This window comes from Corynebacterium sp. HMSC063G05 (assembly GCF_001810555.1).
Lineage (GTDB): Bacteria > Actinomycetota > Actinomycetes > Mycobacteriales > Mycobacteriaceae > Corynebacterium > Corynebacterium jeikeium_D.
Genome location: NZ_KV801865.1, coordinates 155,131 through 179,902, shown reverse-complemented (window position 1 = coordinate 179,902; position 24,772 = coordinate 155,131). Strand labels below are relative to the sequence as shown.

Annotated in this window: 19 protein-coding genes; 4 read left to right on the top strand and 15 right to left on the bottom strand. The window is 59.5% G+C overall.

Annotation, left to right across the window (positions count from 1 at the left end; all coding sequences use genetic code 11):
- Positions 1-103 precede the first annotated feature (103 nt).
- From HMPREF2751_RS10055 to HMPREF2751_RS09995, 13 genes are all read right to left on the bottom strand, one after another.
- On the bottom strand, positions 104-1,312 hold the full coding sequence (locus tag HMPREF2751_RS10055) for an acetyl-CoA C-acetyltransferase (protein ID WP_038627863.1): 1,209 nt from the start codon (positions 1,310-1,312) through the stop codon (positions 104-106).
- A gap of 58 nt (positions 1,313-1,370) precedes the next feature.
- The gene (locus HMPREF2751_RS10050) at positions 1,371-2,039 is read right to left on the bottom strand and encodes a CoA transferase subunit B (protein WP_005509864.1); all 669 of its coding nucleotides are present in this window, start codon (positions 2,037-2,039) and stop codon (positions 1,371-1,373) included.
- A complete protein-coding gene (locus HMPREF2751_RS10045; RefSeq protein ID WP_049172764.1) occupies positions 2,040-2,792 on the bottom strand; it encodes a CoA transferase subunit A in 753 nt (250 codons plus the stop codon).
- 4 nt (positions 2,793-2,796) lie between these two features.
- The gene (locus HMPREF2751_RS10040; protein WP_048731620.1) at positions 2,797-4,551 is read right to left on the bottom strand and encodes an AMP-binding protein; all 1,755 of its coding nucleotides are present in this window, start codon (positions 4,549-4,551) and stop codon (positions 2,797-2,799) included.
- 103 nt (positions 4,552-4,654) lie between these two features.
- Positions 4,655-5,533 (bottom strand): HpcH/HpaI aldolase/citrate lyase family protein, encoded by an 879-nt coding sequence (locus HMPREF2751_RS10035; RefSeq protein ID WP_070595954.1) that lies wholly within the window; start codon positions 5,531-5,533, stop codon positions 4,655-4,657.
- 7 nt (positions 5,534-5,540) lie between these two features.
- Positions 5,541-6,083, bottom strand: a complete 543-nt coding sequence (locus HMPREF2751_RS10030; RefSeq protein WP_049172760.1) for a MaoC family dehydratase — start codon at positions 6,081-6,083, stop codon at positions 5,541-5,543.
- 2 nt (positions 6,084-6,085) lie between these two features.
- Complete coding sequence (locus HMPREF2751_RS10025) at positions 6,086-7,255, bottom strand: acyl-CoA dehydrogenase family protein (protein ID WP_049193284.1); 1,170 nt, start codon at positions 7,253-7,255, stop codon at positions 6,086-6,088.
- Positions 7,256-7,317: 62 nt separating this feature from the next.
- The gene (locus HMPREF2751_RS10020; RefSeq protein WP_049172756.1) at positions 7,318-9,411 is read right to left on the bottom strand and encodes an acetyl-CoA carboxylase biotin carboxylase subunit; all 2,094 of its coding nucleotides are present in this window, start codon (positions 9,409-9,411) and stop codon (positions 7,318-7,320) included.
- Between the two features lie 54 nt (positions 9,412-9,465).
- Positions 9,466-11,046, bottom strand: coding sequence for a carboxyl transferase domain-containing protein (locus tag HMPREF2751_RS10015; protein ID WP_049172754.1), 1,581 nt, complete (start codon positions 11,044-11,046; stop codon positions 9,466-9,468).
- 307 nt (positions 11,047-11,353) lie between these two features.
- Positions 11,354-11,947 carry a TetR/AcrR family transcriptional regulator gene (locus HMPREF2751_RS10010; protein WP_016422168.1) on the bottom strand — a complete coding sequence of 198 codons (594 nt, stop codon included), beginning with the start codon at positions 11,945-11,947 and terminating at the stop codon, positions 11,354-11,356.
- Between the two features lie 199 nt (positions 11,948-12,146).
- Positions 12,147-13,694: a bifunctional phosphoribosylaminoimidazolecarboxamide formyltransferase/IMP cyclohydrolase gene (gene purH, locus HMPREF2751_RS10005; RefSeq protein WP_016422167.1), complete on the bottom strand. Its 1,548-nt coding sequence runs from the start codon at positions 13,692-13,694 to the stop codon at positions 12,147-12,149.
- Complete coding sequence (gene purN, locus HMPREF2751_RS10000) at positions 13,691-14,344, bottom strand: phosphoribosylglycinamide formyltransferase (protein WP_016422166.1); 654 nt, start codon at positions 14,342-14,344, stop codon at positions 13,691-13,693. Before purN ends, purH begins: the two co-directional genes overlap by 4 nt.
- Positions 14,345-14,401: 57 nt before the next feature.
- Positions 14,402-16,231 carry a cell division protein PerM gene (locus tag HMPREF2751_RS09995; RefSeq protein WP_016422165.1) on the bottom strand — a complete coding sequence of 610 codons (1,830 nt, stop codon included), beginning with the start codon at positions 16,229-16,231 and terminating at the stop codon, positions 14,402-14,404.
- Positions 16,232-16,767: 536 nt separating this feature from the next.
- Here HMPREF2751_RS09995 and HMPREF2751_RS09990 point away from each other — a divergent pair.
- Positions 16,768-17,475 carry a M23 family metallopeptidase gene (locus tag HMPREF2751_RS09990; RefSeq protein ID WP_016422164.1) on the top strand — a complete coding sequence of 236 codons (708 nt, stop codon included), beginning with the start codon at positions 16,768-16,770 and terminating at the stop codon, positions 17,473-17,475.
- Positions 17,476-17,627: 152 nt separating this feature from the next.
- Positions 17,628-18,119, top strand: coding sequence for a hotdog fold domain-containing protein (locus HMPREF2751_RS09985; protein WP_038627827.1), 492 nt, complete (start codon positions 17,628-17,630; stop codon positions 18,117-18,119).
- A gap of 67 nt (positions 18,120-18,186) precedes the next feature.
- Here the strand turns inward: HMPREF2751_RS09985 and HMPREF2751_RS09980 are convergent, their stop codons facing one another.
- Positions 18,187-20,886, bottom strand: a complete 2,700-nt coding sequence (locus HMPREF2751_RS09980; RefSeq protein ID WP_016422162.1) for a UvrD-helicase domain-containing protein — start codon at positions 20,884-20,886, stop codon at positions 18,187-18,189.
- A gap of 65 nt (positions 20,887-20,951) precedes the next feature.
- On the opposite strand from HMPREF2751_RS09980, the gene HMPREF2751_RS09975 reads away from it, so the two are divergent.
- Entirely contained in the window at positions 20,952-21,326 is a 375-nt protein-coding gene (locus tag HMPREF2751_RS09975; protein ID WP_049171980.1) for a chorismate mutase, read from the top strand.
- A gap of 22 nt (positions 21,327-21,348) precedes the next feature.
- Here the strand turns inward: HMPREF2751_RS09975 and HMPREF2751_RS09970 are convergent, their stop codons facing one another.
- Positions 21,349-22,830, bottom strand: coding sequence for an NAD-dependent succinate-semialdehyde dehydrogenase (locus tag HMPREF2751_RS09970; RefSeq protein WP_070595953.1), 1,482 nt, complete (start codon positions 22,828-22,830; stop codon positions 21,349-21,351).
- A 224-nt stretch (positions 22,831-23,054) separates the two neighbouring features.
- Between HMPREF2751_RS09970 and pgi the strand changes: the two genes are divergently transcribed.
- The gene (gene pgi / locus HMPREF2751_RS09965; protein ID WP_049171977.1) at positions 23,055-24,692 is read left to right on the top strand and encodes a glucose-6-phosphate isomerase; all 1,638 of its coding nucleotides are present in this window, start codon (positions 23,055-23,057) and stop codon (positions 24,690-24,692) included.
- The last annotated feature ends 80 nt before the right edge of the window (positions 24,693-24,772 follow it).

Here is a 24,772-nt window from a genome sequence, read left to right as displayed (position 1 = left end):
CCTTCGCGCAGGGGCTCCCCCAGGAGACAACAAAACCCGCGTTGTGGCATCCATAGAGTGGAAACCACAACGCGGGCTTGCTGAGTTTTTCAGCCTTTCGCGATTAGTCGCGGTACAGCAGCAGCGCATCGCCCTGACCGCCGCCACCGCACAGGGACACACCAGCGCGACCCGAACCGCGACGGTTCAGCTCCATCGCAGCGGTCAGAGTCAGGCGGGCACCAGAGCAGCCAATCGGATGGCCGAGGGCAATCGCGCCACCGTGGATGTTGGTCTTCTCCAGCGGGTAGTCCAGCTCACGCAGGGACTTGACGGCCACCGCACCAAATGCCTCGTTGATCTCGATGAAGTCGAGCTCCTGCGCGTCCCACTCAGCGCGACGCAGGGCCTCCTTCAAAGAGTCCGCAGGCTGAGCGTGCAGGGAGTTATCCGGACCTGCGGTCTGGCCAGCCTTGCCCACAACTGCGAGGTAGTCCAGTCCGTGCTTTTCTGCGTAAGCACGCGATGCCAGCACAACTGCTGCGGCACCGTCGGAAATCGGCGAGGAGTTACCGGCAGTGATGGTGCCGTTTTCCTTCAGGAAGACCGGGCGCAGCTTAGCCAGGGTCTCCACCGTGGTCTCCGGGCGAATGCCCTGGTCGGTGTCGACAACTACCGGGTCACCCTTGCGCTGCGGAATCTCGATTGGAGCGATTTCCTGCGCGAAAATACCGTCTTCCTGCGCCTTAGCCGCACGCTGGTGAGAAGCGGCCGCAACCTCGTCCTGCTGCTCGCGGCTAATGCCGAGGTCGCTGTTCGGACCGTCGGTAAGCGTACCCATGGACACACCATCGAAGGAGTCGACCAGACCGTCGCGCTCCAAGGTGTCCTCCAGCTTCAGCGCACCGAAGGACTTGCCCTGACGAACACCGCGTGCAACGTGCGGAGCGTGCGTCATGGACTCCTGACCACCTGCAACAACGACGTCTGCATCACCGAGACGAATCAAGCGAGCGGCGTGAATGACCGCGTTTAGGCCCGAGAGGCAGACTTTGTTAACGATCTCAGCGGTCGTATTCCATGGCAGACCTGCCTTAATGGCGACCTGTCGGGCCGGGTTCTGGCCAGCACCTGCGAGAATCACCTGGCCCAGAACGACGTGCTGAACCTCTTCCGGGGCAACGCCGGAACGCTGGACAGCGTGCTTGACAGCATGTGCGCCGAGTTCAACGGAAGTAAGCGGTGCCAGCTGGCCGAGCAGCTTGCCCTGCGGGGTGCGGGCACCGGCGAGGATAACGACATCATTCGGGCTGGGAGCTGGAAGGTTACTCATGGATGGATTCTCCTAAGTCAAATCTGATGAGTGTGGACTGACCATGATTGCTGCGTATTTAATTCTCGAGGTCAACCACGTATGCGGCTTCGGTGTTGGCCTCGATATCGGCCAGCGTCACCCCAGGTGCCAGCCTGCGTAGCACCAGGTGATCATCAGCGACATCGAAGCTTCCCAGGTTGCTAATAATCCTTTTCACTACTTTTGCACCTGTGAGGGGCAGTTCGCAGGCTTTTACCAATTTTGGTTTGCCATCTTTGGAAACGTGATCGGTCAAAACCACCACTCGAGGGGTACCAGCGACTAAGTCCATCGCGCCGCCCATGCCCTTTACCATCTTTCCCGGAATCATCCAGTTGGCCAGGTCACCGCACTGGCTAACCTCCATTGCACCCAACACGGCCATTTTCACAGCACCGCCGCGAATCATGCCGAAGCTGGTGGCGGAGTCGAAGATTGCCGCGCCCGGCACCAATGTCACGGTCTGCTTACCCGCATTGATAAGGTCGGCGTCCTCTTCACCTTCATATGGGAAGGCGCCCATTCCCAAAATTCCGTTTTCACTCTGCAGCAGAACACGCACACCTTCGGGAATATGGTTTGCCACCAGTGTCGGAATGCCGATACCCAGATTCACATAGTCGCCATCGCGCAGCTCTTCGGCGGCCTGCTGTGCCATCTCGTCACGGCTCCAGCCCTTGTCCATAATTGTCTTCGCAGGTGCCATTTAAATCTCCTCCCCTGCTGCCGCGTCACCGGCATCGTGGCTGGAATCGGTATTGCGTTGCCGAGTTGTGCGCTTTTCAATGAGCTTCTCGCGGCCGTCACCGCGGACGATGTGCTGGATATGCACACCCGGAGTCATCACCAGATCCGGGTCGATCTCACCGCGGCCAAGCAAGTGCTCCACCTCCGCAACGGTCACCCTGCCGGATGCTGCACACAGTGGGTTGAAGTTCTGCGCGGTCCGGCGATAGACAAGGTTGCCGTCGATATCGCCGTGGTAGGCGTGCACCAGGCCAATGTCGGCAACGATGCCACGCTCCTGCACGTAGGTCTGCCCGTCGAAGTCGGCGTGGGGCTTGCCCTCTGCAACGAGCGTGCCGACGCCGGTTGCGGTGTAGAACGCCGGAATACCTGCGCCCCCTGCGCGAAGCCGCTCAGCCAGAGTTCCCTGAGGGGTGAACTCCACCTCGATTTCTCCTTCGAGGTACTGGCGGGCAAACTCCTTGTTCTCGCCGACGTAGGAGGCCACTACCTTTGCCACCTGTTTGTTCTCCAACAGAATGCCGAGCCCAGTACCGTCAATGCCCATGTTGTTGGACACGATGGTGAGGTCTTTTGCCCCGGAGTCGCGCACGCCTTCGATGAGGGTATATGGCACACCACACAGGCCAAAGCCGCCAACTGCCAGGGTCATTCCATCAGTGACAAGGCCTGCGACAAGCTCACGGCCGGTCTGATCAGTTGTTTTTGACATTCTTCTACACCCAGCCCAGGATTCGCGGAGCCATCTCACGCATCTCGACCTTGCGGACCTTGCCCGACGCGGTCATCGGGAACTCCTCGACGACGTGGACGTAGCGCGGAATCTTGTGACGCGACAGCTTGCCGTGGGCAAAGGCCGCCACATCGTCAGCGGTGAAGTCTTCCACATCGTCGTGCAGAATTACCCATGCCATAATCTCTTCGCCGTACTTGTCATCCGGCACACCGATGACCTGCGCATCGACGACAGCCGGGTGGGTGAACAGGAACTCTTCAATTTCGCGCGGGTAGATGTTCTCACCGCCACGGATGAGCATGTCCTTAATACGTCCGGTGATGGACAGGTAGCCCTCGTCGTCAAGCACACCCAAGTCGCCGGTGTGCATCCAACCGTCGGCGTCGATGGCCTCGGCGGTCTTTTCCGGGTGCTCCCAGTACTCCTTCATAACGGAGTAACCGCGAACGACAACCTCGCCCTGTTCGCCTCGCGGCAGCGTCTCACCCGTTTCTTCACAAATGATGCGGGCTTCCAAGTGCGGCATAATCTGGCCGACGGTGTTGACGCGCTTTTCCAGAGGAGAATCTGCGCGGGTCTGGAAGGACACCGGCGAGGTCTCCGTCATGCCGTAACAGATGGCAATCTCGCGCATATTGAGTTTATCCATCACATCACGCATGGTCTTCGACGGGCACGAGGTACCTGCCATCACTCCTGTGCGCAGGAGCGACAGGTCGTAGGGGGATCCGTATTCCTCCTGATCATGAGCTTCTTCAAGCTCATTGATGAACATCGTCGGCACGCCGTAGAGGCTGGTGGCCTTGGCCGAGTGCACAGCCTTGAGTGTTTCACGCGCCTTAAACGACGGGGCCGGGATGACAATAGCGGCACCGTGGGTGAAGGCGGCGAAGGTGCCAATCACCATGCCGAAGGTATGGAAGAACGGCACCGGCACGCAGATGCGGTCGGTCTCGGTGTAGCCCAATAGCTCACCGATGAAGTATCCATTGTTCAGCAGGTTGCGGTGCGTTAGCGTAGCGCCCTTGGGAAAGCCTGTCGTGCCTGAGGTGAACTGGATGTTGATCGGATCATCCGGTTTCAGCTGGGAGGTGTACTCGCTCAGGTCGTCGATTTCGCTGTGCATGTGCTCGTACCATTCGGACGAACCGAAGTAAATGACCTTGTCCAAGCGCACACCGCGCTGCTTGGAGGCCTCGATCAGCATAGTTCGGTAATCGGAGTCCTTGTAGCGGCGAGCGGCAAACACCATACGCACACCTGCCTTTTCCAGCACGTAGTTCAGCTCGTGCTGGCGGTAAGCCGGGTTGATGTTGACCAGCACCAGGCCGATGTGGTGGCAGGCGTACTGCACCACGGTCCACTCCCAGCGGTTTGTGGACCAAATGCCGATGCGGTCTCCTGGACGGTAGCCCTCCCGGATGAAAGCGCTGGCCAGGCGCAGAACTCGGTTGTAGAAACGCTCAAAGGTAAAGGAGACATCCGCGTAGACGTCAACGACGGCGTCGCGGGAAGGGAATTTCTCCACAATCGCACGCAGATTCTCACCGAGGGTCTCATCGCGAAGTGGAGCGGCACCTTGCTCGACACCGGCGCCGAACACGTGGCTCATCTTGTTGCCATCGGCATCGACAACATCCTTGCCGTATGGTGCCGGCACAGTGGTGAAGCCCTCCGGCAGCTTCGAAGGATCAGCAGTGCGCTGTTCTGCGTGGTTCTTCAATGTCGCGGTCATGGGGAGATCTCCTTGGTTTAAGTGACTCCGCAGAGTGCAGAGTGTGTGAGAGGAAAATGTGTTCTTTAGGGGGATAAATCAGTGGTCGTTACCGGCTGTGGGACTAACCGGTTACAGCAGCTCGCCGAGCAATGGCTTCTGCTTGACGGAAGAGCGGCGCATCCACCATCTGGCCGTCAAAGCTGAAGGCACCGGTGTTCTCTTCCGCTTCCGCCAAGAGCCGACGCGCCCAGTCAATCTCCTCGTCGCTGGGGCGGTAAGCCTGGCGGATTGTCGGGACCTGACCGGGGTGGATACAGACGGTGGCGGCAAATCCCAACGCAGCGGCATCTGCGGCCTCCGCAGCTAGCCCATTTGCGTCGGAGATATTGACGTAGATGGAATCCAGACTGGCCTTACCGTGCGCCGCTGCAGCCAGGTGAACGTGGCTGCGGGTATGTACCGCCACACTGCGGTAGCTACCCGCATGGATACGGCCCGGCGCGAGTGCAGCCTCTGCTTCGCTAAAGCGTGATGACGTTCCCGCCAATCCCGCCACCAGGTCCTCTGCGCCCCAGAACAGTGCAACGACACCATCGGCCTGCGCCAGCTCTTCGGCGCGCATGACCCCAAGCGGAGTTTCAATAAGGGCAATGACCTGGGTCTTCTCCCCCAGTGCCGCTACCAACTCATCCACTTGCTGAGCCGAGGAAGCCTTGGGCAGCATCACCTGGCGGAAAGCGGTGCCACGCAGCATGTCAATATCCGCTGCGTAGTCCTCAACCTCCGGTGGATTGACACGCACAATCGTGCGGGCCGGGTCGAGGTCACAGGAGGCGATATCCTCGCGGGCAGCCTCACGGTTTTCTGCGCGACAGCCGTCCTCCAGGTCCAGAATCACCATGTCGGCACGGTCAGCAGCTTTAGCGAATCGTTCCGGCCTGTCTGCCGGCGCAAACAGAATTGCAGGGCCCAGCGGCTGCCAGGATTTATGCGTAGACATGAGCCACTCACTTCCCCGCTGAAGCTGCGTTCTCGGAGCCGTCGTCAAGCGAAGTCGGTGCGCATTGGACGAGCGTGGACCGGACGGCGCGGCAGACGATCGTGCCGTCCTGATTGCGACCGATGTGCTCGAGCTCGACAATGCCCTGGTTGGGGCGAGACTTGGACCGACGCTTGTTACGGCAGACGGTCTCTGCATACAGGGTGTCGCCGTGGAACATCGGTGCGGGAAACGCCACTTCGGTGAAGCCGAGGTTGGCGACGATGGTGCCGAGCGTCAGCTGCCCGACGGACAGCCCGACAACCGTCGACAGCGTCCACATGGAGTTGACCAGACGCTCGCCGCCGAATCCCGGCTGCTGGCTCGACCAGTGCGCATCCAGATGCAGTGGCTGGGTGTTCATGGTCAGCGTCGTGAAGAGGACGTCATCGGTTTCAGTGACGGTTCGCCCCGGACGGTGCAGGTAGCGCGCGCCGACCTCGTACTCTTCGAACCACAGTCCGCGCTGGACGACGTCGTGGGTGACTTCGGTTGCGTTGTTGTCAGCCATTTTTACAGCCCCAATCCACGTGCGATCAGCATGAGCTGAACTTCGGTGGTGCCCTCGCCAATCTCCAGAATCTTGGAGTCGCGGTAGTGACGTGCCACGCGGTACTCGTTCATGAATCCGTAGCCACCGAAAATCTGTGTCGCGTCGCGCGCGTTGTCCATCGCTGCCTCGGAGGCGATCATCTTGGCGATGTACGCTTCACGACGGAAATCTGCGCCCGCGGCCATCTTTGCGGCTGCGTCGTACCACGCCATGCGTGCGGCATGCGCACGCGCTTCCATTCGTGCGATCTTGAAGGAAACAGCCTGATACTCGCCAATTGCACGGCCCATGGACTGACGTTCCTTGGCGTGACGGACCGACTCATCGACACAGCCCTGGGCGGCACCGGTGGCAAGCGCTGCAATCGCGACTCGGCCCTCCGCCAAGATGGACAGGAAGTTAGCGAAGCCGCGTCCACGGGTGCCCAGCAGGTTCTCCTGGGGGACGCGGACATCGGTGAAGGTCAGTGGGTGGGTGTCGGAGGCATTCCAACCGACCTTGTCGTAAGCCGGTTCCGCGACAAAGCCCTCCGTGCCACTCGGGACGATGATGGTAGAAATCTCCTTCTTTCCATCGTCCTTCTGGCCGGTGACTGCGGTGACAGTAACCAGCGAAGTAATATCCGTGCCGGAGTTGGTGATGAACTGCTTGGCACCGTTGATGACGAAATCATCGCCGTCTTCACGGGCGTTGGTGCGGGTGGCACCGGCGTCGGAACCTGCATCCGGCTCGGTGAGACCAAAACCGGCGAGCTTCTTACCAGCAGTCAGCTCGGGCAGGTAGGTCTCCTTCTGCTTGTCATTGCCGAAGTGGAAGATCGGCATGGCACCTAGGCCAACGCCCGCTTCCAGGGTGATAGCGACCGACTGATCGACCTTAGCCAGCTCCTCCAGAGCGATACCGAAGGACAGGTAGTCGCCGCCCATGCCACCGACTTCCTCAGGGAATGGCAGACCGAACAGGCCCATTTCTCCCATCTGCGAGACAATCTCGTACGGGAAGGTGTGGTTGCGGTCGTGCTCGGCGGAAACCGGATCGACAACTTCGTTGGCAAATTCGCGAACTACTTTCTGCAGTTCCACGTATTCGTCGTCGAGGATGGCGGTTGCAATCTTGGTGCTTTCGGACATGATGAGTGCTCCTTAAAGATTTTGTAGGTGTAGGACCTGATTGGTGCGTTTTGTGTGGGCTTTTATTCTTCGGCTTCGGCCACGGTGATGACGGCCAGCTGCTGGTCACCGGCGACCTGATCGCCCGGCGCGACGGTGAAGCTAACCTCACCTGCAATTTCGGCAGTGAGAGTGTGCTCCATCTTCATGGCCTCCATGACCAACAGAGCCTCACCAGCTTCGACGCGGGCTCCCTCCTCCACCGCCAACGCGATAATCGCGCCGGGCATCGGAGCTTGGATGACGCCAGAGCCGCCTGCATCGGCTTCGGCACCGGTGGTGACTACCTCGGTGCGGGGCAATACCCAGGTGCCGTGGGCACCGGCGACGACGTACTCTTCGTGGTTCGCCGACCCCGCATTGTCGATGGTCTCGACCAGGAAGTGCTGTGCGACTCCGTCGCGGACGATGCGCAGATGTTCCCCGTCGCGAAAGACCGAAACTTTGTAATTTCGCGGTTCTGGAACGTCGATATCTTCGTTCTCCGCTTCGGCCGACAGACCTGCGACTACGTCACCGACAACGACGTCAGCACTCGCCGGGGTGCCCACAATCGAGATCAGACGCGAGTCCTCCCCTGCCCCAAAGCGAATGCGCTGCGCGGCAGGCGCACTGGCACGCCAGCCATCCGGGGTCAGCCACGGTGAGTCGGTGGCTTGTTCAAAGCGGGAAGTCAGCCAGTCCATCGCAGCGGCGAGGTAGACATCGTCCGGTGTTTCGGAGGTGGCGAAGCCTTCCGCCACGCGGTCGAGCAGACCGGTATCAAGATCGCCGGCGCGAACCTCGGGGACGTTCAGCAGGTAGCGACAAAAGTCGATATTGACTCCGACACCTGCGACAACGGTGTCTCCGAGCGCTCGGTCCAACCGCTCGAGCGCCTGCTCACGGTTTTCCCCATGGGAGATGATCTTCATCAACATCGGGTCATAGAGAGATGAGACCTCGGAACCGTCGACAATGCCGGAATCCACCCGGATTCCCGCCCCGCTCGGCTCGACGACACGTGTGACCGTGCCACCGGTGGGCAGGAATCCCGCCGCCGGGTCTTCGGCATACACGCGAGCTTCAATCGAGTGACCGGTGAGAGTTACATCTTCCTGAGCAACCGGCAGTGGGCGTCCCGAGGCAATGTCAACCTGCAGCGCCACCAGATCCAGGCCGGTGACCTGCTCAGTCACGGGGTGCTCAACCTGCAGGCGCGTATTCATCTCCATGAAGAAGAACGACGACGGGTCCTTCGCCGGCACAATGAACTCCACCGTGCCCGCGCCGACGTAGCCGACCGAGCGGGCCGCGTCACAGGCCGCTTCACCAATTGCGCTGCGCGTTTCCTCATCCAGCAGAGGGCTCGGTGCTTCCTCGATGACCTTCTGATGGCGTCGCTGCAGCGAGCACTCACGCTCGCCCAAGTGGATTACATTGCCGTGTTTATCTGCGAGAATCTGCACCTCGATATGCCGCGGGGTGTCGACGAAGTGCTCGATGAACAGGGAGTCATCGCCGAAGGCACCCGCCGCTTCACGACGGGCCGTCGCGAGCGCAGCCGGCAGGTCAGCAGCGTTTTCCACGCGGTGCATCCCCTTGCCGCCACCGCCTGCCGACGGCTTAATCAGTACCGGAAAGCCAATCGATGGGGCTGCCTCAATGAGGTCCTCGTCGCTAAGCCCGGGGCGAGACAGACCCGGCACGGTGGGAACATCGCGGGCTTCGACGGCAGCGCGGGCGGAGATTTTGTCACCCATGGTGTTGATGGCACTGGCCGGTGGGCCAATGAATTCAATACCTGCTTCCTCACAGGCGGTCGCGAAGTCTGCGTTTTCAGACAGAAAGCCGTAACCGGGGTGGATTCCGTCTGCGTCGCAGCGGCGAGCGGCATCGATAATCTTGTCGATAACCAGGTAGGACTCACGTGCCGGAGATGGGCCAATGTGGATGGCCATATCCGCCATGCGGACGTGAGGGGCGTCGGCATCGGCATCCGAGTAGACCGCGACGGAGCGAATTCCGTTGTCACGAAGGGTTCGAATAATGCGGCAGGCAATCTCCCCGCGGTTTGCGACCAATACGGTACTCAGGCTGCCGCCAGCTGCGTGGGGCTGCGTGTTGTGCGCTGTCATGTGCCCTGTGTTTCCTTTCCAGAAAATGCGGTGTCGAGAGTTTTTAGCTGGTTACTACATGCGGAAGACGCCGAAGCCCTGTTCATCCAGGGGCGCGCCACTTGCCACATCGAGGGCCATGCCAAGAATTCGGCGGGTATCTGCGGGATCGATGACACCGTCATCCCACAGGCGAGCCGATGAGTAATAGCAGTGCGACTGGCGCTCAAACTGCTCGCGGATCGGAGCTTCAAACTCCTCCTGCTCTTCCTGCGACCAGCTCTCACCTGAGCGTTCAATCTGGTTGCGACGAACCGTCGACAGCGTCATCGCCGCCTGTGGACCGCCCATGACGGAAATGCGAGCATTCGGCCACATCCAGAGGAAGCGCGGCGAATATGCGCGACCGCACATGGAGTAGTTGCCGGCGCCGAAGGCACCACCGATGACTACGGTGAACTTGGGCACGCGGGTGGTAGCCACGGCGTTGACCATCTTGGCGCCGTGCTTTGCGATACCGCCGGCCTCGTATTCGCGACCAACCATGAAGCCCGTGGTGTTCTGCAGGAATACCAGTGGGATGCCGCGCTGATCACACAGCTCGATGAAGTGCGCGCCCTTCTGCGCAGATTCCGCGAAGAGAATGCCGTTGTTGGCGATAATGCCGACGCGGTGGCCGTGGATGCGGGCGAAAGCAGTGACCAGGGTCGTACCAAATTCGGCCTTAAACTCCTGGTATTGACCTCCATCCACAATAATTTCAATAACCTCGTGAACGTCGTAAGGCACTTTGGCATCGACGGGGACGACATCGTAAAGATCGGTCTGGTTGCGAGTCGGCGAGACGGTGGATTCTGTGTCCCACGGAACTTCCGGGTCCTTGGGGAGCGTTGCGACGATATCGCGGACACGACGCAGTGCGTCGGCATCGTTAACCGCGAGGTGGTCAGTAACGCCGGAGGTCTTGGAGTGCAGTTCGCCGCCACCGAGTTCCTCTGGTGTGACATCTTCACCAGTTGCAGCCTTAACCAGTGGCGGGCCTGCCAGGAAGATGGTGCCCTGGTTTTTCACAATGACCGCTTCATCGCTCATCGCCGGCACATAGGCGCCACCGGCGGTACAGGATCCCATCACGGCGGCAATCTGCGGAATCCCGCGAGCGGAAAGGTTGGCCTGGTTGTAGAAAATGCGACCGAAATGATCGCGATCAGGGAAAACTTCATCCTGGTTGAGAAGCATGGCCCCGCCGGAGTCGACCAGGTAAATGCACGGCAAGTGGTTAAGGCTGGCAATCTCCTGTGCGCGCAGGTGCTTCTTGACAGTCAACGGGTAGTACGTTCCGCCGGAAACGGTTGCGTCATTGGCTACAACCAGGCAGCGACGACCTTCGATGATGCCAATGCCGGCGATGACGCCAGCAGCCGGAACCTTGCCGCCATACATTTCGTGGGCCGCTAGCGGTGCGACCTCAAGGAAAGGGCTGCCGGGGTCAAGCAGTTGGTTGATGCGCTGACGTGGCAGCAGCTTACCGCGGGAAATATGGCGAGCACGGGCACGTTCGGAACCACCGCGTGCTGTTGTGCTAAGCAGCTCTTTGAGCTCTGCGACGAGCTCTTCGTGGCGCTGTCGGTTGGTCAATGCTGGAGCGTGAGTCATGGGCGAAATACTTTCCGTTAATGACTATTAACTTTCTTGACGAAAAGATTAATGTGACCCCAGTCACCTCACAACAAATTTTGTTTCTTAGACCACACTTTCACCCCCGGAAGTCTTTTATGCAGCTTGAAATACACACCTCTCCCCGAGGTCGCAACATGTTTCCAATAGAGATTTATGTTTCCCCTAGAAATCTGTTTCGGGGGTGAATTCAACTGAATGTGAGCGCCCTGCACCGCACAACAAAGCCGCCTGACCTCACACTGCTGAGCACAGTGAGGCCAGACGGCAGAAGAATGAATACGGATTATTGGTTGTTAATGCCCAGCGCAGCGAGGGCCATCTCAAAGGCATTTTCCCTTGTCGCCTCGGGGCCCGCCCATTTGAGCACATGCCTGGAAGAGTTAATCAACCCAGCGGTGAGCTGGACTTTAAGCTGCGCCTCGTCGGAGGTGAGTTCGGGCTGTAGTTCACGCAGAGCGTCCACCCATAAGACCATGTAAAGACGCTGCAAGGAACGCACTTTTGCGCTCTGCTCTGGCGCCAGATTTCCCCCTTCGCGCTCTTGGACACGAATGCGATCGGGCTCCGTGACTGCAAAATGCACGTGATGCGCAAGGAGGCCCCGAAGAGTCTCCTCTGGCTCCCAATCATTGCTCTTTGCTCGATCGAGAACTGCTCGCGCACCATCGACAAGTCGGATAGAAATATCGATGAGGATCTGCGCCAACAGCTCTTCCTTGCCGCTGAAGTAACGGTAAAGAGCTGGGCCAGAAATGCCGACAGCGGAGCCAACATCCTCCAACCGAGTCTGATGAAACCCTCGGTCGGCCAGGATCGCAGCAGCAGCGGAGAGAATCTCTGCTTCTCGACGCCGTCGCGCTTCGGTTCTACGTGACATAAGCCCTTATGTTAAACGCATTGGAGCCATTTCGTCTGCATAATTATCACCAGCGCCTGCCCTCAGCGTGTGTTCACATAGACCACGGCTCGACAACAGACACACATCCTCGCCCACAGGTCCCCACACGTCCGGGTAGAGAAAAACCGCCGAGGTGACAGTTAGCACCGCGGCGGTTAGCCCCTAATCCAGTAAGGAATTAGTGGAAGAAGTGACGAGTACCTGTCATGTACATGGTGACGCCAGCTTCCTTGGCAGCAGCTATGACCTCTTCGTCACGGATGGAACCACCTGGCTGGACAACTGCCTTCACACCGGCATCAATCAGGACCTGCAGACCGTCAGCGAACGGGAAGAAGGCATCGGACGCAGCGTAGGCCCCCTGAGTACGGTTTTCTCCGTCGGCAAGCGTATTTGCGCGCTCAACGGCGAGCTTTGCGGAGTCCACGCGGTTGACCTGGCCCATGCCGACGCCGACGGTGGCGTTGTTCTTGGACAGCAGGATGGCGTTGGACTTCACAGCGCGGACGGAGCGCCATGCAAACTCGAGCTCAGCCAGCTCTTCAGCATTCAATGCCTCGCCGGTGGCCAGCTCCCAGTTCTCCGGCTTATCACCCTCTGCCTGGTAAGTATCCGGATCCTGGGTGAGCAGACCACCCGAGATAAACTTGTTCTCGGTGGTCGGTGCTTCGTACTCGGCGACGAGAATACGCAGATTCTTCTTGGCCTTCAGCACCTCAACGGCACCGTCTTCGTAGGACGGAGCGACGATGACCTCGGTGAAGATGTCCTTGACCTGTTCGGCCATCTCAACGGAGACCTCGCGGTTGACGGCAATGACACCGCCGAATGCGGACATCGGGTCACATGCGTGAGCTGCGCGGTGAGCTGCGGCGATGGACTCATCCGAGACTGCGATGCCGCACGGGTTAGCGTGCTTGATGATTGCCACACACGGGCGCTCGTGATCCCAGGCGGCACGCCATGCGGCGTCGGCATCCTGGTAGTTGTTGTACGACATCTCCTTGCCGTTCAGCTGCTTGGCGTTTGCCAGCCCCTTGGTACCAATGCGGGTCAGAGTTGCCGACTGGTGAGAGTTCTCGCCGTAGCGCAGCGGAGTCGGAGTGGATCCCTCAGCGCCACCGAGCTGCTCAACAAACCAGTTGGACACAGCTGCGTCGTAATCAGCGGTGTGCAGGAATGCGTCGCGAGCGAACTCACGGCGCTGCTCGAGGGTGAAGCCGCCTTCCTTCACGGCGGTAGCGACATCGCCGTAACGAGCCGGGTCGACGACGATGGCAACCGACGGGTGGTTCTTCGCCGCAGCGCGAACCATCGACGGGCCTCCAATGTCGATCTGCTCCACGCATTCGTCGTAGGAAGCGCCCGAGGCAACGGTCTCCCGGAACGGGTACAGGTTAACGACAACGAGCTGGAAAGCCTCCACACCGAGCTCCTTCAGCTGAGCCAGGTGGTCTTCCTTGCGGGTATCAGCCAGAATGCCGGCGTGAACACGCGGGTGCAGCGTCTTCACGCGGCCCTCGAGGCACTCCGGGAAACCAGTGAGATCCTCAACCGGGGTCACAGGCACGCCAGCTGCAGCAATCTTGCCAGCCGTGGAACCGGTGGAAACGATTTCCACGCCAGCCTCGTGCAGGTCGCGAGCCAGCTCCTCGAGCCCAGTCTTGTCGTAGACGCTAATCAGAGCGCGCTTGATCGGTTTACGCTGCGTGTTGTCGTTGGTCATTTCAGATAAGCCTTTCGTCCGTCACGCTCAATTCCGTGATCGGCAATCGAGTGCAATACATCAACCAGGAGTCGGCGTTCGACAACCTTGATTCGTTCGTGCAGGGTCTCCACCGTGTCGTCGTCCTCGACGGCCACTGGCTGTTGCGCCAGAATCGGCCCGGTGTCCACTCCATTATCAACGATATGCACGGTCGTGCCAGTGACCTTCACCCCGTAGTCAAGTGCATCCGGTACCGCACGCGCCCCTGGGAAGGACGGCAGCAGCGCTGGGTGCGTATTAATGATGCGATTGCTGTAGGCCTCCACAAATGATGGCCCCAGAATGCGCATGAAACCCGCCGAGACAACGATATCCGGCGAAAAACTGTTCACGGCCTCTAAAACACGAATATCCCAACCTTCTCGGTCCTTCTTTGCCTCAGCATCGAAAGGCACCCGAAAAGTTGGGATATTGAGGTTTTGAGCCCTCTCCAGCGCCGGACAATCCTTGTCCGAACCAACCGCGACAATCTGAACCTTTTCAGCGTCCAGCAGTTCCAGCATCGACTGCAAAAGGGAGCCCAGGCCAGAGGCCAGGACTACGATGCGGAGCTGCTTGCTGGAGGAATTATTGTGCGAAATTTCTGCGACGGGCTGTGCTTCAGTCACGGCGTTTAGCTTACCCAGCCCGGCAGAGACCCCAAATTCCGCTCCCCCTAAGTTGGCTTAGCTCTTTTGGCTTGACGACGGTTCCCCGTCGCCGCCTTCCTCCGAGTCTTCGGTGTCCTCATCGGATTCGTCCTCGTCGGTCGCATCTACTTCGCCCGATGCTTCTCCGCCTGCGGCGCTTTCTGAATCCTCTTCAGAGTCGTCCGATTCCTCAGCGTCTTCTGAAGTGTCTTCAGACTCAGCACCGGACTCTGATTCCTCCTCTGTGTCGGACTCGGCTTCGTCTTCGGAGGTCGCTTCATCTTCGGAGGTCGCTACGACTTCCCCGTCGACAATCTCCTCCGACTCCTCCGAACCGCTCCCGTCATTGTCGGACTTATCGGCGTCGCCGGCATCCTCAGCCTCAGCATGACCGTTTCCATCTCCCGCAGGCTTCGGCGGGAACTTCTCGGCGGCCACTTCCGAGACTCCCTTGTCCCTACCAAGTGACGGCACACCGGTCATCGCAACAACCACGATGGCCCCCGGAACAACCAGCCACATCGAGCCGAGCAGTCCAGTCAGCCACCAGGAGGCACCGGCCCACCCAAAGATGCCAACCTCACCGCCGAGCAGCCAAGCCAGCCCCATGAGGAAGATGATCGACCACACGGCAGCGAGAACGACGACCAGGTAGGGCTGCTTCGGTGCAGATTTCTTCAGGAATGCCACGACGCGCCAAGCCGCAACGGCTGGCGGTAGCACAATCAGCACTCCGAAAGCCCAGTGCACCAGCGACTGAGGCATGGCAGCCAAAATCGGCAGCGGTGGCAGCTGAGCCGGGTGCACTGCGAACAGCCCAGCCTCCGCTGGCCCAAACGTCGATTTTCCGCCCACCAGCACACCGACAGCACCGAAGGCCACATTTGGCAGGTACAGCAGCGAGAGGCCGCTGACCGCAACACTTTCACCGACGGTATCCGTGATTGCAAATGTCTCTGCCAGCAACTCTCGATGCCAAATCAGCGAAACGAGTGTCACCACAACACCGGCCAGCCACAGCCATGCCACGTAGCTGCCCGCCAGACGGGCCGACCCGAGCAACCACTCCGGCAGCTTCCGGCGCAGCAGTAGTGCACGCAGCAACCGCTGCCCCATTCCCAGCACCAAGGCCACGAGATTTACAAGCAGCGCGGCTGCAATCGCAAGGCCGAAACTAGGGGTCTGAACGCGGGGAAACACCTTCGACGCGTCGTAAAGCATGAGCCACGCGATGATGGTGAGAACAATGGGCGTGCCCAGATACGCGCCGACCAACGCGCGGACATCCTTGATGCTGATGCGGTCAGCGACTTCGCGGCGTACACGCCAGGCGATGAACAACACCATCAGCACCGCGGGCAGTGCTGGTGTGAGCCCCAGCGTCGTGCCGTTAAAACGGAACGGCGCGAGGTTAAAGATCATCCACATCGACGCGATACTCGCTGGAAGCGGAGACATTCCAGCGCCACTGACGATGACGCCAATCAGAGCTACCGAGATGATGAACAGCAATACGACGCCGTAAGAACCGGCAACAGACAGCCCAAACCGGCGTGTACGAGGCGAGTTAATGAAACGACGGAACCCCGAGGGACGCCCCTTGCGTGACGACGTTCCGGAGCCCCCCGCTTTCATCTTCGTCGTGGCGGCTCGATTGCTGTCGGCACCGACGCTGCGCGCACCGCCAGTCTGACCGGCCTGCGTATTCTGCCATGCGCGGGCAGTGCGCTCGCTGCGGACGCTACGGGAACCCCCGCCGCTGCCACCGGCACCGGTGCGGCTTCGCCGATTTCGATCGCTACCGGAGGAACCTCTCCGCGAATCCGCGCCTTTCACAGTGACATCGTCCTTCCCGCGTCTAATCATTGACAGCTGATTGCCCACCTATATAGATAGGGTGCCACGCAAGGGTGCGTCACAGCCATGGCCATATAGTGCCATACATACAACGCCTCTTTGTTTAGGCATTGCAGAGTCTAATTTGAAGGTACGGATCCCAGGACGGACGGTATCCGTTGAGTCCGATCTCCTTTTGCCCCCTCTCCCCCCCCAAAGTGGCTTCACCTTTGGTTTCCATTTGTCAACGCCGATGGGTTACTTTTTGCCACCCCCGCGACCACACCCTTAGTTCACCCGGAAACTACTTGCCGATCCCCCTACCCAGCCCCTCGATTAAGGGGCATCCGCCATAAATCCCCTGGCAACACACCGGTTGCGCTTCACCGGATCCGTGATACAAGACAACAGCCCCACGGCCACAGCACGGCCCTATTGAACTGAAACTGACGAATCAGCGAACAAGTTCTCTAAAAACAAGTTGCTTGCCCTATATCGAACCGTTATTATCGCAGAAGTTAGATAACAGTTGGGTTACAAAGAGTTTCGTTGGCAGGGAGATTGAAGTGACGTTTTTCAATGCTCGTCGCGGAGGCGGAAAGCACCGCAAGGTAGAGGTTTCCGCAACTTCTCGCGCAGCACTGGTCGCACTGTCCGCATCGACGATCGCTTCCTCCAACGCGGTCGCCCACGCAGCTGAGACCGAGAATAAGGCTCCGGAGAACTCAGCTTCGACTCAGACCCGCGCTGCTCAGCCGAAGAACAACGCTCCGATGGTGCTGGCCTCCAGCTCCTTCAATCCGAGCACTAACCTCAGCGACCACCTCGCTACGGCGTTGCAGTACAACCAGGAGCGCGTTGCTCGCGACCAGGCTGCCCGCGCTCCGAAACTCTCCATCCCGACCGTGGGGCTGCTGACCTCACCGTTCGGCTCACGCTGGGGAACCTTCCACTACGGTGTCGACCTGGCTAACGTCACCAACACCCCAATCATGTCCGTCATGGACGGCACTGTTATCGATGCAGGCCCGGCTCAGGGCTACGGCCAGTGGATTCGCGTTCGCCATGACGACGGCTCTGTTTCCGTCTACGGCCACATCGAGTCCATCTACGTTGCTGTCGGAGAAGCTGTCCGAGCTGGTCAGGTCATCGCCGGTATGGGCAACCGCGGCTTCTCCACCGGTACGCACCTCCACTTCGAGATCCACCCGGATGGCACCACTCCGGTCGACCCGGTGACCTGGTTCATCCAGCGTGGTCTGAACCTGAACTAATCAGGTATCGGCACAGGTACGAGCAAGCCTGGCCGCTCTGCGAAGGCCCTACCTGTGCACCGGCCCCTGTTTGACCGCGGCTGCAAGCCTCCCCTGATTAATTTTTTCAGAAACCGGCATCGCCGCCGGTACTGGGGCTTTACTCTTGACACATGGCAGAGACTCAAACATTCCGCATGTGGAAGAAGTTGGCTGCGACTCCAGTCGTCGGCAAGCGTCTATTTTCCTTAACCGCCGCATTGACGGCGCCATATTTCCGCACAATCTGTCCCAAGCTAGAGACGATGCAGCCTGGACTGGCGGTAGCGCGCATGCCCGCTTGGTGGGGCGTGCGTAATCACATTAAGTCCGTGCATGCGATTGCTGCGTGTAACCTCGCTGAATTCGCGATGGGCATGCTCTGTGAGGCCAGCGTACCGACAACGCATCGCTGGGTTCCAAAGGGCATGACGACGAACTACAAGCGCATCTCCGTTGGTGGCCTGACGGCTGTGGCCAAGGCTGAGTTGCCGGACTTCTCCACCATCACACCGGAGACTGGTGGGGTAGATTTTCCCGTCCACATCGTGCTGACCGATGCCAACGGCACCGAAGTACAAGATGCCACCATCAACTGCTGGGTGACAGCGAAGAAGCCTAAGTAGCCTCCACGCGATAGTGGCACGTGCACGGCCGCGGGTAGGGACGGCCAGTCGGGCGGTGGTTGTTCTTTTACAACTTCTCCATGGGCACGCCGCCGATAAGCATCATGCGGACCTTACCTGCGGATCCAAAGTCAATCATCGCAGTTGCCCGGGGCGCGGCCCCTTGGACCTCAAGCACAGTGCCTAAGCCGTACTTGTCGTGAACAACCTTGTCACCGGGCTCTAGGTGCAAGACCTGATTCTTCTTTCGGGATGACGCACCAGAGTTAGAGGATCCACCAGAGCCGAAGCCCGAGCTGGAACCGAAGCCCGACGAGGCACCATGGCCACGACCAAACGCGCTGCCCGCGCCGTAGCCACCAGAACCAAAACCACCAGAACCGGCGCCCCAGCTGCGAGCCGGAGCCTCGCGCAGCCAATCGATCAGGTCGCTTGGGACTTCCCCCAGGAAACGTGAAGGCGGATTATTCTGCGGCGAACCCCACGAGGACCGAGTCACAGCTCGCGTGAGATACAGCTGCTTGCGAGCTCGGGTAATACCCACATAGGCCAGACGTCGCTCTTCAGCCAGCTCCTTCGGATCGCCCAGGGCGCGCAGGTGCGGGAACAGTCCGTCTTCCCAGCCAATGAGAAATACCACCGGAAACTCCAGGCCCTTAGCCGTATGTAGCGTCATCAACGTCACTACACCGGTGTCATCATCCGGAATCTGATCCGCATCGGCCACCAGAGAAACTCGCTCGAGGAATGCCTGCAGACTTCCCGGTTCCGCTTCCCCATCGTTGTCGAAGTCGGCCGCGAAATCACGCGCGAGGTCATTCGCGATTCCAGATTCCACCTCGGACTCGCCACTAGTATCAGCACCGCTTTCAGCATCAGCTGCAGCGCCAGAGCCTTCATTTACATCAGCGCTAATATCCACCGACGACATCATCCGCGCCTCTGCAGAGAACTCCCGCGCAACGCTGACGAGCTCATTGAGGTTGTCCAGGCGCGTGGCATCTTGCGGATCATTGGAGCGCTCGAGCTCCGACTTGTACCCACTGCGATCAATAATCGCGTTGACCAAATCACCGATATCGGCCAGTTCACCGGATGCCATATCCGCCGCCAAGCCATCAATCATCTCGACGAACGCCGCCATCGCGTTTCGACTCCGCGCCGCCACCGCCGGAACCTTACCCTCCGCTACGGCACGTAGCGCCGTGCCGAACGAGCACCTCTCGTCCTCGGCATAGAGCGACACATGAGCCACCGCACGGTCACCGATTCCGCGGCGCGGCGTATTGATAATGCGACGCAGCGAAACATCATCGTCGAAGTTCTCAATAACGCGCAGGTAGGCGACAATATCGCGTACTTCCTTACGCTCATAGAACCTGGTGCCACCAACCACCGTGTACGGAACGCCCATACGAATGAAGACATCCTCTAGCGCACGGGAGGAATTATTGGTGCGGTAGAAAATCGCCACATCTGAATACGAGTACGGCCCGTAGTCGACCAATTGCTCAATCTCGTTAGCGATAAACCGAGCCTCATCGTGCTCATTGTCCGCCACGTAGCCCTTGATCTTGCCGCCCTCACCGAGATCGGTCCACAGCTTCTTCTCCCGGCGGTTCTCATTGCGCGCAATCAACGCATTGGCCGCCGACAGAATCGTCTGCGTCGAGCGATAGTTTTGCTCCAGCAGAATCGACGTGGCCTCCGGATAGTCCTTCTCAAACTCCTCAATATTGCGAATAGTCGCACCACGGAAGGCATAAATGGACTGGTCCGAATCGCCCACCACACACAGCTCACTCGGAGGCACATCTCCACCGGGCTTGCCGACGAGCGTCGAGACCAAAACATACTGCGCATGGTTGGTGTCCTGGTATTCGTCCACCAACACATGCCGGAAACGGCGACGGTAATACTCTGCAACCTGCGGGTGATTGGTGAAAATCCGAACGACCTCACCGATTAGATCGTCAAAGTCCACGGCATTAGCCGCCCGTAGCCTGGTCTGGTACTCCAGGTAAACCCGTGCAACGACGTCATCAAAAGGATTGCGCGTCGTCGACGCGTCCGCGAGGGCCTTCTCCGGGTCAATCAACTCATTCTTGAGATTGGAGATACGCGACGAGAGCACGCGGCCGGTGAACTTCTTGGCATCTAGGTCCATGTCCTTAGCGATAATGGACAGCAAACGCCGGGAGTCGTCCGAATCATAAATAGAGAAATTGGAATTAAGCCCCGGTACTAGCGCATGCTGCATGCGCAGTATGCGCACACACATGGAGTGGAACGTGGACACCCACATACGCCGCGCCTGGTCACCGACCAGTCCCGCCACACGCTCGCGCATCTCGGCTGCGGCCTTATTGGTAAAGGTAATAGCCAAAATTTGGCTTGGCAGGACCCCACGCGCACCGATCAGGTATGCAATCCTGCGCGTCAGCACAGATGTCTTTCCTGAACCCGCTCCAGCCACAATCAACAGTGGTGAACCAATGTGCTCCACTGCTTGGCGCTGCTGCGGATTAAGCCCCTCTAGCAGCGACTCTGAATCAAAACTGGGCTCGAAGCCACCGCCAAAACCGCCGCCAAAGCTGGCAGCGTCACTCGGTGCGCTATTGCTACCAGCGCTGGCGAAGTGGCCGAACCCACCACGGCCAGGCGTAGCACCGCCCGCCTCACCGTGGTTCGAACCAGCATGGCTATCGCCACTACGTCCATCGTCAGCATTGAAGGACCCGAACAGCATTCCAGTTTCATTTCCCATGATGGCTACTACAGTAGCCGAGCCCCCGGATTGGACTGTTCGAATCCTTTGGCACAATAAGAACTATGAGCGAAAACCCTGCGGACACTCGCGCCGCACACACCGACAACACCGACGGCGCCGAGCACAGCCAGCAGGCGGCGGCAGTATCCCCTTTTGAAGTCCGCACCCCCACCGGTACCGATGACCCGTTGAGCTCCGCGGAGATCGAACAGTACCGCAAGGAAATCAACCGCCTTGACGGGCTGATTATCGATGCCATTCAACGCCGCACCGCAATCAGTAAGGCCGTCGGCAAAACCCGCCTGGGATCTGGCGGCACGCGTCTCGTGCACGGCAGAGAGGTGCAGATCATCAACGAGTTCCGCGACGCACTTGGCCCAGAGGGCCCGGCAATCGCGTCGGCGCTGCTGCGCATGGGACGCGGTCGCCTGGGCTAACCCTCGCCAGCTACCTGTCCTGCTAGCCTTCCAGGGAAATCAGCTTTTCCTCTAGGAACTCATTGATACCGGTGAAGCCGCCCTCACGGCCAAGACCGGACTGCTTGACACCACCGAACGGCGCCGACGGGTCCGACAGCGAGCCCTTATTGACCGCAACCATGCCGGACTCCAATGCCTCTGCCGCACCAAGTGCCTTGGTCAGGTTCTCACTGAACACATACGCCGCCAGACCAAAGATCGTGTCATTTGCCTGCTCAATCGCGTGCTCATCGTCCGTGAAGGTTGTCACTGCAACCACCGGACCGAAAATCTCTTCGCGGACAATATCCGCATCCTCGGGCACATCGGTCAGAACTGTGGGCTCGAAGAAGTAGCCGTCGGAAAGCGCGCCGCCGAGATCTGGGATCTTGCCGCCGCACTCTACTTTCGCACCGCGCTTGACCGCATCGTCAACCAGATCACGAACCTTTTCCTGTTGATCACGCAGCGCGAGTGGCCCAAGGTCCGTCGCCGGATCGGTACCCTCGCCCAACTTCAGCTCCGCAAAACGCTTGACGACGCCTTCGACGAACGCATCCTTCTTGGATTCATGAACAATAAAGCGATTCGGGGCGATACACACCTGGCCGCCATTGCGGAGCTTGGCGTCACTGACTGCCTGCACAGCCTTATCAACATCACCATCAGAGAGAATGACAAACGGAGCATTCCCGCCGAGCTCAAGGGAAACTTTCATCGAAGTTTCCGCGGCCTTCGCAGCGAGCATCTGGCCAACTTCGGTGGAACCGGTGAAGGTGAACTTGCGCAGGCGGTCATCGGAAAGCAGGGCTGAGACATTGGATGAGTGCCCCGTCGGCAACACGGAAACGACACCTGCGGGAACACCGGCCTCGACAAGAAGTTTGCCCAGGTAGAGCATGGTCAGCGGAGTCTTGGACGCGGGCTTAATAATGACCGGGCAACCGGCGGCCAGTGCCGGGGCAATCTTGCGAGTCCCCATAGCCAGCGGGAAATTCCACGGCGTAATAGCCAAAGCCGGGCCGACCGGCTGCTTAATCACCGCGACGCGCGAGGTCCCGCTCGGAGAAATTCGGTAATCGCCGGAGATACGCACGGCCTCCTCAGCGAACCAACGAAAAAACTCGCCACCGTAGCCGACCTCAGCCTTGGAATCCGGCAACGCACGGCCCATTTCCAGGGACTGCAGCTGGGCCAACTTGTCTGCATCCCGACGGATGAGTTCAAAAGCGCGGTAAAGAATCTCGCTGCGCTTGCGGGGCGGGGTTGCCTTCCACTCCTTCTGAGCTGCGACGGCGTCGTCAAGCGCCTGCCTGGCGTCCTCCTCTGTGGCGGAAGCGACCTGGACCAGCGGCTTATCTGTCGCGGGGTTAACGACATCGAAGGTCTCGCCATTCGACGCGGGACGGAACTCGCCGCCGAGGAGAAGGCCTGTGGGGACGTCTTTGAGGATGTTGTCGTAATCAGGGGTGAAATCAGTCATATTTTCCAGGGTAGGTGCCTTTGCTGAAGCGGGCTAGGGGCTCGTAGATGGCGGATAGCCGATGGATGGTCGGTGCATAGGCGAAGCATAGGCACCGCGGAATCTAGTTGCTGGCAGATTGCGGTCACGCCTGGTCGCATCCTGCCGCCCGGCGAGAGCGCCAAAACGTAACTAGTCTGGGGATGTATAAAGTGCATTTCGTCAAAAATCACCTGGGAGCAGGAATGACTGTAGATATCACTGGAACCGAGCAGTGGGCTCAGCTGGCTAAGCGCGTGGACAATGTTCGCGCCACCTCGCTGCGTGAGCTCTTCACAAATGAAGAAGGCCGCGCTGAGAAGCTGACTTTCGATGCTGGCACTCTCCACGTTGACCTCTCCAAGAACTTGATGTGCCTCGACGGTTTTGCCGAGCTGGTTGAACTTGCTCGCGCCGCTGGTATCGAGGAAGCACGCGAAAAGATGTTCCGCGGTGACAAGATCAACACCACTGAAAACCGCTCCGTGCTGCACACAGCGCTGCGCCTGCCAGCAGAGGAGAATTTGACCGTCGGCGACCAGGATGTCGCTGCCGACGTGCATGAGGTGCTCGGCCGCATGCGCGACTTTGCTCGCAGCCTCCGCAGTGGAGACTGGCTGGGATACACGGGTCACACCATTAAGACTGTGGTCAACATCGGCATCGGTGGCTCCGACTTGGGCCCGGCAATGGTGACCAAGGCGCTGCGCACCTACGCCACTGCCGGCATTGATGCCCGCTTCGTCTCCAACGTTGACCCGTCTGATCTGCAGGCAGTTCTGGATGAGGTCGATCCGGAGTCCACGCTGTTTATCGTCGCTTCCAAGACCTTCACCACTCAGGAGACGCTCTCCAACGCTCACGCAGCTCGCCGCTGGCTTATCCAGCAGCTGGGTAGCGAAGAAGCCGTCGCCAAGCACTTCGTTGCCGTTTCCACGAATGCCGAAAAGGTCGCCGAATTCGGCATCGACACTGAGAACATGTTTGGCTTCTGGGACTGGGTCGGCGGCCGCTACTCCGTCGACTCCGCCATCGGCCTGTCCATCATGGCCGTCGTTGGTCCGATGGACTTCATGCGCTTCCTGCAGGGCTTCCGCGCAATGGATGAGCACTTCCTCAACGCTCCGCTGGAGCAGAACGTGCCAGTGCTGATGGGCATGCTGAACGTCTGGTACTCAAACTTCCTCGACGCTCAGTCGCATGCCGTGCTACCCTACTCTGAAGACCTCTCCCGGTTCCCGGCGTACCTTCAACAGCTCACCATGGAATCGAACGGTAAATCCGTGCGTACCGACGGCAAGAGGGTGGACTACAACACCGGAGAAATCTTCTGGGGTGAGCCGGGAACGAACGGCCAGCACGCTTTCTTCCAGCTCCTTCACCAGGGAACTCGCCTGGTTCCGGCTGATTTCATCGGCTTTGCCCGTCCACGCCAGGATCTGCCGACGGCATCCGGCGAAGGTTCTATGCACGACCTGCTGATGAGTAACTTCTTCGCACAGACCAAGGTGCTGGCCTTCGGTAAGACCGCAGAAGAAATTCGCGCAGAGGGCGTTGACGAGGAACTCGTAGAGCACAAGGTCATGCCTGGTAACCGTCCGACCACGACCATCATGGCCGAGGAACTGACCCCGGACGCTGTGGGTGCACTGATTGCACTCTACGAGCACATCACCTTCGTCGAGGGCATTGTTTGGGGCTTGAACTCCTTCGACCAGTGGGGTGTCGAGTTGGGCAAGCAGCAGGCCGGCGACCTGCTGCCTGCGGTCACTGGTGAAGTAGCACCGGATTCTGGCGATGCTTCCACCGATGCGCTGCTGACGTGGTACCGCGACAAGCGCTAACGGCCCTGAGATAGCTGGCTAACTAGCTAACAGCCCGCCCTCGGCTTCTCGCTGCGGGCGGGCTGTTGTTATTTGTATCC

Coding starts and splice junctions, on each gene's coding strand:
- HMPREF2751_RS10055 (WP_038627863.1), bottom strand. CDS start 1,312: ATGAGTAACCTTCCAGCTCCCAGCCCGAATGATGTCGTTATCCTCGCC.
- HMPREF2751_RS10050 (WP_005509864.1), bottom strand. CDS start 2,039: ATGGCACCTGCGAAGACAATTATGGACAAGGGCTGGAGCCGTGACGAG.
- HMPREF2751_RS10045 (WP_049172764.1), bottom strand. CDS start 2,792: ATGTCAAAAACAACTGATCAGACCGGCCGTGAGCTTGTCGCAGGCCTT.
- HMPREF2751_RS10040 (WP_048731620.1), bottom strand. CDS start 4,551: ATGACCGCGACATTGAAGAACCACGCAGAACAGCGCACTGCTGATCCT.
- HMPREF2751_RS10035 (WP_070595954.1), bottom strand. CDS start 5,533: ATGTCTACGCATAAATCCTGGCAGCCGCTGGGCCCTGCAATTCTGTTT.
- HMPREF2751_RS10030 (WP_049172760.1), bottom strand. CDS start 6,083: ATGGCTGACAACAACGCAACCGAAGTCACCCACGACGTCGTCCAGCGC.
- HMPREF2751_RS10025 (WP_049193284.1), bottom strand. CDS start 7,255: ATGTCCGAAAGCACCAAGATTGCAACCGCCATCCTCGACGACGAATAC.
- HMPREF2751_RS10020 (WP_049172756.1), bottom strand. CDS start 9,411: ATGACAGCGCACAACACGCAGCCCCACGCAGCTGGCGGCAGCCTGAGT.
- HMPREF2751_RS10015 (WP_049172754.1), bottom strand. CDS start 11,046: ATGACTCACGCTCCAGCATTGACCAACCGACAGCGCCACGAAGAGCTC.
- HMPREF2751_RS10010 (WP_016422168.1), bottom strand. CDS start 11,947: ATGTCACGTAGAACCGAAGCGCGACGGCGTCGAGAAGCAGAGATTCTC.
- purH (WP_016422167.1), bottom strand. CDS start 13,694: ATGACCAACGACAACACGCAGCGTAAACCGATCAAGCGCGCTCTGATT.
- HMPREF2751_RS09995 (WP_016422165.1), bottom strand. CDS start 16,231: ATGATTAGACGCGGGAAGGACGATGTCACTGTGAAAGGCGCGGATTCG.
- HMPREF2751_RS09985 (WP_038627827.1), top strand. CDS start 17,628: ATGGCAGAGACTCAAACATTCCGCATGTGGAAGAAGTTGGCTGCGACT.
- HMPREF2751_RS09980 (WP_016422162.1), bottom strand. CDS start 20,886: ATGGGAAATGAAACTGGAATGCTGTTCGGGTCCTTCAATGCTGACGAT.
- HMPREF2751_RS09975 (WP_049171980.1), top strand. CDS start 20,952: ATGAGCGAAAACCCTGCGGACACTCGCGCCGCACACACCGACAACACC.
- HMPREF2751_RS09970 (WP_070595953.1), bottom strand. CDS start 22,830: ATGACTGATTTCACCCCTGATTACGACAACATCCTCAAAGACGTCCCC.
- pgi (WP_049171977.1), top strand. CDS start 23,055: ATGACTGTAGATATCACTGGAACCGAGCAGTGGGCTCAGCTGGCTAAG.